This window comes from Bacillus sp. UNCCL81, assembly GCF_900112535.1.
Taxonomy (GTDB): domain Bacteria; phylum Bacillota; class Bacilli; order Bacillales; family Bacillaceae_G; genus Gottfriedia; species Gottfriedia luciferensis_B.
The window spans coordinates 15524-28014 of the sequence record NZ_FOMF01000007.1; the positions used below are offsets into that span (position 1 = coordinate 15524).

Sequence of the window (12491 nt, forward strand, 5' to 3'; positions counted from 1 at the left end):
CAACAAAAAAGTGTGGGTATATAAATACACCCACACTGACAGTATCAAAGTAATTAATGATTCTGTTACCTGATAACAGCTTGTAGCGTCATCCAGGTGAGAAGCGGGTGCTTCTTCTTCAACAAATAAGTATTCTTTTCTTTCGTTACTATAACATAGCGACATGATGTTGTCAATATTCGTATGCTTTGTTCGCAACGAAATTTATTATATCAAAGAAACTTATTTATGACAATGCTTTTTTAAATTATAAATTTTCATTTCAATTTTTCCTGTGAAAACTCTTGTAATGTATGTATTAGGACTCTTTCTTGAAAGATATTTTGGAGTGTAATGATTAATGAAATATCGACTGATGAAGTGTATAAATGAATTCTTTTAGGTGCAATTGCTGTTAAGGGCAAAATTAATTCGTTATCAATATACTCTCTATTTTCCACTTGTTTGCCATATTCTTTTAATACATCTTTAGTAAGTGGTAAAAATAGATGATCATATACGCTAAATTTCCCGTCAAAAACTATATGCACATGTGGAATAAGCGCATCCGTTTTAAGTACCTGCTGTCTTAAACTCTCAATAAGATTCTGGTATTCGTTTTCTAATTTGTACTCATCTATTGCAATTTCACAAACATAAGCTAACTGCTTGTAATATTCCTTCAAACGAAAAGTAATAAATGAATCGAAGCTAAAATTTACTCCATCTTTTAAATACTCAGAAAGTGCATAAGAAACTAGATTCTTACTTCTACGAATTTTTTTCTGGTTTGGTATGCTTCTTCTAGTTCCTCTTAATAATGATTGTGCAATAGGTATGATTTGATTTTGCTCGTCTTCCTCATAGAAAAAAGATGTATGTAAAATGGATTGAATCCACTTATCTTCTTTTTGAAGTAAAATAAATTGTACTAGTGTCGGAACTAAAATACTTTTTATTAAATCTTCAGTGTTTTGAGGAAATGTGATTAAAATTGTATTGATTTTGTGTCTTCGTAAAATGTATGGTCTCGATTGCTTTTTTAAACGTTTTTGTAATCGTTCGTAGACATAAGCTGCGTCAATGGGTTCATTGAAAAAAATTTCAATCACCCTGTTCCCCCCTTTCTAGCACCACCTAGTCCTATATATATTAAAGAAATAATTAAAAAATGACGCAAAATCACTTAGTAATTTGTGATTTTACGCCATTTTTTGATTTTTTTATGAATGTCTTAAATTTGAACCAGAAATTTTAACTGGTTTGGCTAAAAACTTAACACGATCTACAATACGTGCTGCTTTAACCCTTTCTTCTTCTCCACGTTGAGAATATGTTAAGTGATGCTCTAATTGATTTAAATCAGCATTCGATGTAAAGAAGGTAGGCAATTTTTCTAGCATGCGGTATTGAAGTATTGTGCCTAATATTTCATCTCTTGCCCAACTAGACATTTGCTCTGCACCAATATCATCTAACATAAGAACTTCCACTTTTTTTACAGCTTCAATTTTCTCCTCTAATGTGCCATCACTAATAGAGCTTTTTAGTTCGCGTAAAAATTCTGGTAAATAAACGAGCATTGAAGTTATTTCTTCCTCTGCTAGTTCATTTGCTATAGCCCCAAGAATATACGTTTTTCCAACCCCAAATGGACCATGTAAATATAAACCTTGAGCCATTTTTCCTTTTTCATAGTTCATAATAAACTGTCTAGCAGCAGAAATTGCTTCAAAACGGCCAGGGTCTTCTAAAGACAAGTTTGACATAGATGCTTGAAGAACATCCTTTGGTAAGTACATGCATTTTATCAATGACTCATGTTTTTTGCGTTTATCATGTTTGACACCATTTGGACAACGATCATATTGAACATCAATACGTTTTCCTTGAATAATCAAATGAGGATGATAACCATGCACCATATTTTTACACTCATTAAAAGATGGGCAATCTTCACAATTTACACTTTGTCCAATATACTCATATAGCTTAACTAAGCTACTATCAATCATTTGATCCGTAATTTCATTTTTATGCTCAGCTAAAAATGAAATGATTTTTGGGTGACTACGGACTTCTTGTCGCATTTTTTGAAATGTGTCCTGGAATTGTTTATTTTTCATTAATGCACTAAATGCGTTTTGAATAGGTTCCATTAGCGTCCTCCCATTTAACGTTTCTTTTTATTTTTAAACATTTCTAGTTCTTTTTCTAATCGTTTTCGTTCTTCATCTATCGAAGAATCGTTTTGGTTATTGATTGTTGCCGGTGCAGTCTGTGATTCATTCGACTCACTCGATTGAAGCCAGTCAGGTACAATCTCAGTTCGAATTGTTTTATTTCGTCTATTACTTGAGCGAGTTTTTGCAGCAGTTGCACTTTGTTTAGTTTCTTCAAACTCTTTACGGGCAAGATCCATAGCTTGTTTAACTGTTGTTACACCTTTTCTCGCCCAATGACTTGCTATCTTAATTACGTAATTTCTAGAAAGTTTTTTATCTAAACGGATCATTACATAGTCAATTAACACATTTGCGACCCCAGGTAGAAGCTTTTGATCGATCATAATCTCTTCGATAATTTTCAAATCAGCTTCACTTGGTTCAGCTCCACCCGATATCTCCTTAAGGTACTGGCGAGGAGAAATTGTTTCGAAACAATGAATTAATTTTTCTTCTTGAGTTGATGGCTGCTCATTGATCATTTGTCTATGCTGAATCGGTTGAACCTTTTCCACAATAGTAGGCAGCGCTTCATGATGTTGGAATTGATACCAGTCTCTTGCTTCAAGTCGAAGCGTCTCAATATTGATTTTATTATCTTCATTTAATGAGCGCATAACAATCGTTTTCATTTGAATTGGATTTATTCCATATAAAAATGCAAGTTTTAAAATTGTTTCTTTTACTTCTGTAGTAAATGCTCTTTTTGGAACAAATGAATCTGAAAGTCCATCTAAAAATAGAGCATAGTCAAACTCTTCCATTTTGACAGATATTTTAATTGGCTGATTGTCTTGTAAAATTCTACGATCATTTGCCGTAGAAAGATCGTTACTTTGCTGAATTTCATTTAATTGCTCAACTGTAATTGCCTGGAATACCGAATCAAATGAACGTGAAATCTCACGAAACCCTTCTTTCGAAAATGCCTGTCTACTAAAAAAGGTTTTGGTTCGTTGATATTGTGTTTTTCCAATTGTTTTAAACAGAAAAATATTTAGGATAGGGTCTTCGAAAAAAGAATGAGGATCTAGCGGAGATTGAAGCTCATACAGAAGCTTTTTTGTACTATTTTCAAATCCTTCATAAACTTTAAGTAAGCCGATTCCTTCAAGGATTAATCTTTGTTCATAAATTGATTTTAAATTACTTTTCATTCCAAGCATTAAAGAATGATGTGTTAAAGTATTAGGATTAAGGTCCGTTTGTTCACATTCACTCCAAAGCGTCATATATAAACTTAAAGCTTGACTACCAATTATTGGTTGATACAACATCGTCAATACTTGCCTATGAAAATTATGTAAATACCCAGCTGCCATTACAGTATAAGGATCCGCAGGTAGAACATCCATCCAGTGTTGCTTATCAATAGACATTCAAACATTCCTTTCTTGTATCAAAAGAGCGAAGTATTATTCGTCTTTACCTCGCTCTTTGTTAATTAAATCTTTTAATTCATCAATGAATACATTAATATCTTTAAATTGACGATAAACTGATGCAAATCGTACGTATGCAACTTCATCTACTTTAGATAAATGCTCCATGACCATTTCACCTAGAACTTCACTCGGAACTTCTGATGTGCCACTATTTTTCAGTTCTTTTTCAATGCTATGAATAATATCTTCTAGCTGAGATAAAGAGACAGGGCGTTTTTCACACGCTTTGATCAGACCCCTTAACATCTTATCTTTACTAAATTCTTCACGAGCTCCCTCTTTTTTTACAACTAAAATAGGATTATCTTCAACTCGCTCGAAAGTTGTAAAACGATGCTGACATTCTTCACATTCACGTCTTCTTCTAATTGAACGACCTTCATCTACTGGTCTACTATCAAGTACTCTTGTCCCATTAAAGTTACACGTTGGACATCTCATCGTTATAGTTCAACTCCAAACACTTAATTGTTTAAACGTATTATTATAACTCTATACTATAACAAATTCAAAATAAACTAAAGTTTATTTCATGCTGTCGAAAAAAGAAGTTGTCAATTAAATAAGAATGCCTTGTTGATTTTCACTACGAGATGCTCGCTTTCCATGGGGCATGAGCTGAGCCTCCTCGTTCCTGCGGGGTCTCACCCTTCCTGCATCTCCCATAGGAGTCGAACATCCCTTCGTTCCAATCAACTCTTCAAATATAAAAATTAATCTTTAGATCATTAGAATAATGATCATTTTAAATAATTGTCTTTTATTGACTAAAAAATGTACCCAAAATTCAAATTCTACTTATACAAATTTATAAAATATGGTAAACCCCTTTATGACATTGCTCTTTAGCTGAAATAATTTTTTCTTAGCGAAATCATTATTAAGTCAATTAAAAACATAAAAAACATTTTTTAATCAACGAGTTTCAGAGCCTCTTGTAAAAACTTAAACTTAATGTTCATACTTTTCATATTGACTCTAATATATTTCAACACTCTTGATAAATTAAAGTTTTTTCAACGAGTTGGAAATTATCAATAAAAAATTAATATTATGTTGATGTTAAACAATTTTAATAATAAGCCGTTCAAAACTTCTTTATTTTAATTTAATGAAAATATTTTTTTACTATGTAAAGATTATTGAAAACAAGTTTGTTTAGATAATCTGATTTTAGCTCCAAAATTTAGCCTAAATGCAGCATTATACCAAACTCTTTAAATCAATTTAACAAAACAAAAAAGAGAGATGAAAAATCACCTCTCTCAATTCTTTTTAGTTACCATTTACAATTTTTACATTATCAACTTGAATGGGACCCATTCCTCTTGGTAACTCAACGTTTTCGCGAGTATCAGCTTCTAAAGCTTCAGCGATAAAGTTTGCAGCTACATTCGGATCAATTCTATCACCGCAAGTGTAAACATCAATACTTGCATAACCATGCTCAGGAAAACTGTGAATAGTTAAGTGTGATTCTGAAATGATTACGACACCACTAACGCCATGAGGAGCGAACTTGTGAAAAGCAACTTCACGAACTTCTGCACCAGAGCGTAACGCAGCATCAACAAAAGTTTCCTCAATAAATTTCATATCATTTAATTTTTCTGTATTACAACCCCATAATTCTGAAATGACGTGACGACCCATAGTATCCATATTCATTTCCCCCTTAAAATAATTTGTCATGACTTCTATTGCGAAAGTATGATCAACTACCACGGGGGAAAGTTAGTCCAAAGAGGTCCTAACCCTTTAAGTAATTAGTTATACTTTTAGAAGTTCACGAAAGTTAGTATACTTTTTTTAAATTTGAATTGCAAGATAAATTTTATTTTTTTGTTATTTACTGAATTAATTGTGAAGAAAATAAGTCTAAAAGTGCGATAAATGCATGTATAGCAGGGAAACGAAGGGTACATGCTTTTTAGGGGATCGATCGTTATTTGGTATTGTAAATCAAGACTTCTTAGGTGAAAATCAACGTTCCTCATGTAATAGATATTAAGTCATAGATCCCTCTTTTATTTAGTCATAAATTCACATTTCTTCTTAATATGTTATATAACTTCAAAAAGACTAACCAGATAAACTAGTTAGCCTTTTGTATTCGTTTACAATTTTTTATAAGTACAAGATTTTAATGATTAAACAGTTTCAAGCTTTTTTATTTTAGAAGCAACGATTGACACTAAGTCAACTACACGTCTTGAGTAGCCCCACTCATTATCATACCAAGCTAATACTTTAACTTTTGTACCATCAATTACCATTGTTGAAAGAGAATCGATAATTGCAGAGTGTGTATTAGTATTAAAATCAATTGATACTAATGGTTCGTTACAATATTCGATAATTCCGTGCATTGATCCTTTAGAAGCAGTTTCAAATACTTCATTAATTTCTTCAACAGTTACTTCTCTCTTTAAGTCAACAACTAAGTCAACAAGTGATACGTTTGGAGTAGGAACACGTAAAGCCATACCATGTAACTTGCCATTTAAATGTGGAAGTACTTTAGATAATGCTTTTGCTGCACCTGTAGTTGTTGGAATAATTGATTGACTGCAAGCACGTGCACGACGTAAATCTTTATGTGGATTATCAATATTTTTTTGATCATTTGTAAATGAATGAACAGTTGTCATTAATCCATTAACAATACCAAATTGCTCATCTAATACTTTTACAACTGGCGCTAAACAGTTTGTTGTACAAGATGCGTTTGAAATAATATGATGATTTTCTAGGTCTAATTTATCATCATTTACACCAATTACTACTGTGATATCTTCATTTTTACCAGGTGCTGTTAAAATTACTTTTTGAGCTCCAGCAGTGATGTGCATTTTTGCTTTTTCAGCATCATTAAATTTTCCTGTTGCTTCAATTACTATATCAACATTAAGCTCGTTCCATGGAAGTAACTCAGGATTTCTTTCACTAATTAATTCCACACGCTTACCATCAACGATTAAATGATCTGCATTTGCAATTACTTCACCATCAAACTTGCCATGAACTGTATCATATTTAATTAAGTGCGCTAAAGTTTCAGAAGGATAACTTGCATTAATTGCAACGATATTATAATCTCCATTTTTAATTGCTTGACGGAAAACCATGCGTCCAATTCGACCAAATCCATTTATTGCTACATTTACCATAAGTAAACCCCCAATTAAGTTATACTGTTTATTATCTCCCTGCAATTAGTATAACACATAACTTGGATTTTGGTTAAACTATTTACATTATTTTATGAAATAATTTTATTTAATAGGTCTTTAACTTGTATTTTTGTATCCTCAAAGTCACCATTGTTATTTATTACGTAGTCAGCACGTGCTGCTTTTTCTTTAACTGGTATTTGAGATGCAATACGTAAAAGTGCATCCTCTTTCGATAAACCATTACGATTCATCAAACGCTTTAATTGATTTTCTTCCGACACTGTCACTACGATTACTTTTTCAACCAATTCAATTGAGTTACCCTCATATAAAAGAGGAATATCTAAAATAACAAGTGGTTCACCTTGTTTTATGTATCGATCAGCTTGTTCTTTCATTTCACGTCTGACTTCCGGATGTACTATTTCATTAAGTTGTAAGCGCTTTTCTTTATTATTAAAAATAATACTTCCGAGAAATGGTCGATTAATTTCACCAGACTCTAAAAGAATCTCACTTCCGAAAGCTTCAACGATTTTTTTAAATGCAGGTTGTCCAATTTCAACCACTTCTTTTGCAATTACGTCTGCATCAACAATTGGAACATTTAATTCCTTTAAGTAATTGGAGACTGTACTTTTTCCACTTGCAATACTACCAGTTAGTCCAAAAATTTTACCCATCTTTTATTCTCCTTACACTAGATAAAGAGGACCAAATGGAATAAATCCATTCGGATACACTCTTTCATTATTTTTATTACATCTTCATTAATCCAATTAATATTAAGAAAACACCTGGTAAGAAGGTTAACTTTTGAAGCCACAATGTTTTCGATAACACATTTCCTAATTTCATACCAAATAATAAGAATAAAGCACTTGCAGTAGATGTTACAATTGCCGTCAATAGTGGAGAAAATCCAAGTAATGATGCACCTATACCAGCCCCAAAGGCATCAAGTGAAAGTGCAAACCCAAGTAACATCGCTTCCAATCCATTAATACTACCTGAACGATCTATGTCTGCAGTTGTAGGCTTCTTTAAAATTTTTACGACTACACCTAAAATTTCAAATTCCCAGTCAATCCCTTTATCTTCTAACTCATTCTTTTCTTCTATATTTGATCCTTTATTTGATCGGTAAAATTGAAACAGTACCCATAATCCTATACATACAAGTACAAATCCTCCGATTCTTTTTGCTATTATTGGTGAAAAAAAGTCTGTAATTGCATGCCCAATCCCCATGGATGTCATTAATATGATTCCTGAACAAGATGCAATTGTAATGATTGATTTTAAAGGAATTTTTACTTTTCGAAGTCCATAAGTAAATCCAACACTGCAACTATCTAAGCTTAGTGCGCATGCTAGTAGTATTAATGATAGCATATTTACCATAAAAATAGGCTCCTCTCTTTCGTACTCTTGATATAGTATGAAAGAAAGGAACCTTATGTTAATTTTTTTTAGGCTGACATACCGGGCAAAAAGAAGTACCTCTGCCACCAACTTTTATTTTTTCTATTGGTTGGCCGCAATTTTGACACTCTAAACCCTTTCTGCCATATACTTTAATGATATCTTGAAAAGTTCCTATTTGCCCTTGGGAATTTACATAAGAACGAATTGTGCTTCCGCCTAAATTCACAGCCTCTTGTAAAGTTGCTGTAATGGATTCGGCAAGTATTTTTATTTGTTTAGGCTTTAATGATGATGCAGGTGTTTCCGGATGAATCTTAGCTCTAAACAAAACCTCATCAACATAAATATTGCCTAAACCGACTACTAATTCCTGATCTAATAAAACGACTTTAATTTTTCGGTTTGTATTTTTAAGCTTTTCCCTTAAATAATCAGCAGTAAATTCATCGGAAAATGGCTCTGGACCTAATTTAGCAAGTGGTGGTCCTTCATTCTCCTCACCTTTATTAAATAAATGCATAGTGCCAAATTTACGAACATCTTGATATCTAAGTTCAGTTCCATCTTCAAATAGGAATCGAACATGTGTATGAGGTGCTACAGGTTCTTCCGCTGGGAACACGCGAAATTTCCCTTCCATTCTTAAATGCGAAACAAGTGTAAAATCACTTAATTGAAATAGTAGAAACTTACCTCGACGATTTATATTTTCTACTGTTTGACCTTTTAGTAAAATCTGAAACTCATCTACTTCATTAGGTTTTTTAATTATTTTTCCCCATGAAACGATTACTGTTGAGATTCTTTTCCCAACAATTAAATCCAGCAAAGTTCGTCTAACCGTTTCAACTTCTGGTAATTCAGGCATAAAAAGTCATCCTATCTATTTATTTTGCTTCAAACCAAGAATCTCCAAAATTATAATCAACCTTTAATGGCACAACTAGCTCGACTGCATGTTCCATTACTTCTGGTACGATTTTTTCTAAAATTGCTAATTCCTCTTTTGGAGCTTCTAATATTAATTCATCATGTACTTGTAAAATTAATTTTGCCTGAAGTTTTTCTGCTTTAAGACGTTCATCTAATAAAATCATCGCCTTTTTAATAATATCTGCAGCACTACCTTGGATTGGCGTATTCATCGCTGTTCTTTCAGCAAATCCACGAACATTAAAATTTGAGCTTGAAATTTCAGGGATATAACGACGTCTATTTAAGATTGTACTTACAAATCCTTCTAGTTTAGCCTTTTGAACAATATCTGACATATAATCTTTTACTTTTGGAAAACTAGCAAAGTACTTTTCAATAAATCTAGACGCTTCTTTTCTTGTAATACCTAATCCTTGTGATAATCCATAATCACTAATTCCGTATACAATCCCAAAGTTAACAGCTTTTGCTTGTCTTCTCATATTACTTGTTACCTCATCAGCACTAACATGGAAAACATCCATTGCAGTCTTTGTATGAACATCAAAGTCATTTTTAAATGCATCCATTAAATTATCGTCTTGTGCGATATGAGCTAATACCCTTAATTCAATTTGAGAATAATCGGCAGCAAAGATCAGCCAGTCTTTTTTAGATGGGACAAAAGCTTTTCTAATTTTTCTACCTTCTTCTAAACGAATCGGAATGTTTTGCAGGTTAGGATCAATTGAGCTTAAGCGACCAGTTTGTGCTAATACTTGATTAAATCGTGTATGAACCTTGGAATCTGATTCATTGATCACTTTTAATAAACCTTCTACATAAGTAGAATTTAATTTCCCAACTTGACGATAGTGAAGAATTAATCGTATGATTTCATGTTCTGCCTCTAATTTTTCAAGTACATCAGCAGAAGTCGAATAACCAGTTTTTGTTTTTTTACCAGATGGTAAATTTAACTTTTCAAATAATATAACACCTAGTTGCTTTGGTGAATTAATATTGAATTTTTCACCGGCTAACTCATAAATAGACTCTTCAAGCTCTTTTAACGTATTAGCTAGTTCTGAACCCATCGTACGAAGAGTCTCTTCTCTGACTGTTACTCCTTCAAATTCCATATCACCTAAAATAAAAGTTAATGGTAATTCTAATTCTGTTAGTAGTTCAAATTGACTATTTTTTCGCAATGATTCTTCTAAAGTTTCTTTTAATTTGCTAATAGCAATTGTTTTACGAACAATATATTCTGATAAAACTTCATCTGATGGTTTAGTTTGCTTTGCACCTTTACCATAAATCGATTCGGCAGTTTGAATTGAAAAATCTATTTTACCATTTACGATATCAGCAAATTCTTTATTAGACTGGGCAGGGTCATATATATATGAAGCAAGTAACGGGTCGAAATTAACACCATTTAAATTAATCCCTCTCCACTTTAGTGCAACATAAGCACCTTTTGCATCATATACATTCTTATTAACACTCTCATCCTCAAGCCATTTTTTAAATAAATCCGACTCTAATCCAACAGTTGTTGGAATAAAGAAATGACCTTTTTCATTTGAAAGTCCAAACCCTTGAATTTCTTCTGTATGATAATTTTCTCCGATCATTTCAACGATTAAGCTTGAATGGTTCGCTAAATGTTTCTCCTCAATTGAATCTAGTACTTCATAGTTAATCTCTTCTAGATCTTCCATCGTTTCTTGGATATCCAATTTAGCTAACAATGATGTGAATCCAAGGGATTTAAAAAATTCCGCTACTTTATTCGTATCGGCTTCTGGAAGCGTTGTGTCATTTACAGTTAATTCAATTGGTGAGTTTTTATTAATTGTCGCTAATTGTTTACTCATTAAGGCTTGATCTTTATTTTCACTTAAATTTTGAAGAAGCTTTGCTCCACTTACTTCCCCTATATTTTCATAAAGACCTTCTACAGTTTGAAACTGTTTTAAAAGTTTAATTGCAGTCTTTTCCCCAATACCTGGTACACCAGGAATATTATCAGATTTATCACCCATTAAACCTTTCATATCAATAATTTGATCAGGTGTAATCTCATATTTTTCATGAATCGCTGCAGGAGTATATTCTTCAACCTCAGTAATACCCTTTTTAGTCATACTTACTGTAATACGATCATCAACTAGCTGTAATAAATCTCGATCACCTGAGATAACCTTTACTTCATATTCATCTTTAGAAGCTTGACCTGCAAGTGTACCAATAATGTCATCCGCTTCATAATTCTCTAACTCATAACGTGCAATTCCGTATGTATCTAATAACTGGCGAACAAGTGGAAACTGCTCACTTAACTCTGGTGGAGTCTTTTGTCTTCCACCTTTATATTCTTTAAATGTACTATGTCTAAATGTTGTTTTCCCTGCATCAAATGCAACAAGCATATGAGTCGGTTTTTCATCTTCAAGAATTTTCATTAACATCATTGTAAATCCATAAATTGCATTCGTATGGACACCTTTATCATTACTTAAAAGTGGCAATGCAAAGAAAGCTCTATAGGCAATACTATTCCCATCAATTAAAACCAATTTTTTCTTCAAAATAGATCCCCTTCCTATTACAAATCTCACTATCTTTTTATGTATAATTTTATTTCATACTTTATCTTTTCAAGAGGTTAGTCGTTTCCTCATTTCCTTGCTCTTAACATTTTAACACGAACTATTCATAAAAGAAAAAGAGGTCGTCTTTGATTCAGGCATATTAAAAGTTTTTATTCACTTGAGACTAAAGTTGAATAATTATGACTTTTAAGAATGAATCGTAAGACTACCTCTGTAATTAATTCAAGTCGATTTCTCGCTCAAAAATTAGTTCAACACATGAACCTTCTATTGCTGCTTGCTGATTATTTACAACCTGATGGAGGCGCCAGCCACTTTTAGCATAGTTCCCAACTACGTCATAATAATATCTATTTGATGATTTCGTGTTAACTTTTACAAATTCGTATTCGTACATCTGTATCCACCCTCCGATGTATGATTCAACACTCATAATTTCCCCAAAAATTATAAAAGTAATATGATCAAATAAAGAAAACTCTTCGACTGTGGTGATTACTCGTTGCCAATTTATACGATCTTAAAGTGTAATAAAAAAGGTATCCACTAGTATGGACACCTTAAAGAAAAAATAAAACAGTATTAAATATAAAAAATCCCGGAAGTATAACTACTCCCGGTTTAAGATAACTCCTTGGATGAAGGGGTTTTCATCATAACTATAACAATTTTTTATTAATTATTAATAAATACAATGTAAAA

11 protein-coding genes and 1 other annotated feature (1 of these 12 cut by a window edge) are annotated in these 12491 nt (G+C 32.4%); all 11 genes read right to left on the reverse strand.

From position 1 onward, the window contains the following. Positions 1–125 (reverse strand) — a sequence feature (ribosomal protein L20 leader region) (it extends 2 nt beyond the left edge of the window). A 132-nt stretch (positions 126–257) separates the two neighbouring features. The 11 genes from ytxC to BM319_RS15800 all read right to left on the reverse strand — a co-directional run bounded on the left by ytxC (position 258) and on the right by BM319_RS15800 (position 12186). After that, positions 258–1091 (reverse strand): sporulation protein YtxC, encoded by an 834-nt coding sequence (ytxC, locus tag BM319_RS15750; RefSeq protein WP_025568427.1) that lies wholly within the window; start codon positions 1089–1091, stop codon positions 258–260. Positions 1092–1202: 111 nt separating this feature from the next. Next, positions 1203–2138 carry a primosomal protein DnaI gene (gene dnaI / locus BM319_RS15755; protein WP_025568426.1) on the reverse strand — a complete coding sequence of 312 codons (936 nt, stop codon included), beginning with the start codon at positions 2136–2138 and terminating at the stop codon, positions 1203–1205. Positions 2139–2152: 14 nt separating this feature from the next. Further along, positions 2153–3583, reverse strand: a complete 1431-nt coding sequence (locus BM319_RS15760) for a replication initiation and membrane attachment family protein (protein ID WP_049813521.1) — start codon at positions 3581–3583, stop codon at positions 2153–2155. A gap of 36 nt (positions 3584–3619) precedes the next feature. Next, positions 3620–4090, reverse strand: a complete 471-nt coding sequence (gene nrdR / locus BM319_RS15765) for a transcriptional regulator NrdR (RefSeq protein WP_025568424.1) — start codon at positions 4088–4090, stop codon at positions 3620–3622. An 834-nt stretch (positions 4091–4924) separates the two neighbouring features. Continuing rightward, on the reverse strand, positions 4925–5311 hold the full coding sequence (gene speD / locus BM319_RS15770; RefSeq protein ID WP_025568423.1) for an adenosylmethionine decarboxylase: 387 nt from the start codon (positions 5309–5311) through the stop codon (positions 4925–4927). Positions 5312–5799: 488 nt separating this feature from the next. Beyond that, entirely contained in the window at positions 5800–6819 is a 1020-nt protein-coding gene (locus BM319_RS15775) for a glyceraldehyde-3-phosphate dehydrogenase (RefSeq protein WP_029715263.1), read from the reverse strand. A gap of 92 nt (positions 6820–6911) precedes the next feature. Next, the gene (coaE, locus tag BM319_RS15780) at positions 6912–7508 is read right to left on the reverse strand and encodes a dephospho-CoA kinase (RefSeq protein WP_025568422.1); all 597 of its coding nucleotides are present in this window, start codon (positions 7506–7508) and stop codon (positions 6912–6914) included. Positions 7509–7584: 76 nt separating this feature from the next. After that, positions 7585–8268 carry a sporulation membrane protein YtaF gene (gene ytaF, locus BM319_RS15785; RefSeq protein WP_286143808.1) on the reverse strand — a complete coding sequence of 228 codons (684 nt, stop codon included), beginning with the start codon at positions 8266–8268 and terminating at the stop codon, positions 7585–7587. A 19-nt stretch (positions 8269–8287) separates the two neighbouring features. After that, positions 8288–9121 carry a DNA-formamidopyrimidine glycosylase gene (mutM, locus tag BM319_RS15790; protein ID WP_025568420.1) on the reverse strand — a complete coding sequence of 278 codons (834 nt, stop codon included), beginning with the start codon at positions 9119–9121 and terminating at the stop codon, positions 8288–8290. A gap of 19 nt (positions 9122–9140) precedes the next feature. Next, complete coding sequence (gene polA / locus BM319_RS15795) at positions 9141–11768, reverse strand: DNA polymerase I (protein ID WP_084006976.1); 2628 nt, start codon at positions 11766–11768, stop codon at positions 9141–9143. A gap of 238 nt (positions 11769–12006) precedes the next feature. Beyond that, positions 12007–12186: a DUF4177 domain-containing protein gene (locus BM319_RS15800; RefSeq protein WP_049813519.1), complete on the reverse strand. Its 180-nt coding sequence runs from the start codon at positions 12184–12186 to the stop codon at positions 12007–12009. Between the last annotated feature and the right edge of the window lie 305 nt (positions 12187–12491).

Bases quoted from the DNA above. Each gene is read 5' to 3' on its own strand.
- dnaI (WP_025568426.1), bottom strand. From the start codon at position 2,138: ATGGAACCTATTCAAAACGCATTTAGTGCATTAATGAAAAATAAACAA.
- nrdR (WP_025568424.1), bottom strand. From the start codon at position 4,090: ATGAGATGTCCAACGTGTAACTTTAATGGGACAAGAGTACTTGATAGT.
- speD (WP_025568423.1), bottom strand. From the start codon at position 5,311: ATGGATACTATGGGTCGTCACGTCATTTCAGAATTATGGGGTTGTAAT.
- BM319_RS15760 (WP_049813521.1), bottom strand. From the start codon at position 3,583: ATGTCTATTGATAAGCAACACTGGATGGATGTTCTACCTGCGGATCCT.
- mutM (WP_025568420.1), bottom strand. From the start codon at position 9,121: ATGCCTGAATTACCAGAAGTTGAAACGGTTAGACGAACTTTGCTGGAT.
- coaE (WP_025568422.1), bottom strand. From the start codon at position 7,508: ATGGGTAAAATTTTTGGACTAACTGGTAGTATTGCAAGTGGAAAAAGT.
- BM319_RS15775 (WP_029715263.1), bottom strand. From the start codon at position 6,819: ATGGTAAATGTAGCAATAAATGGATTTGGTCGAATTGGACGCATGGTT.
- BM319_RS15800 (WP_049813519.1), bottom strand. From the start codon at position 12,186: ATGTACGAATACGAATTTGTAAAAGTTAACACGAAATCATCAAATAGA.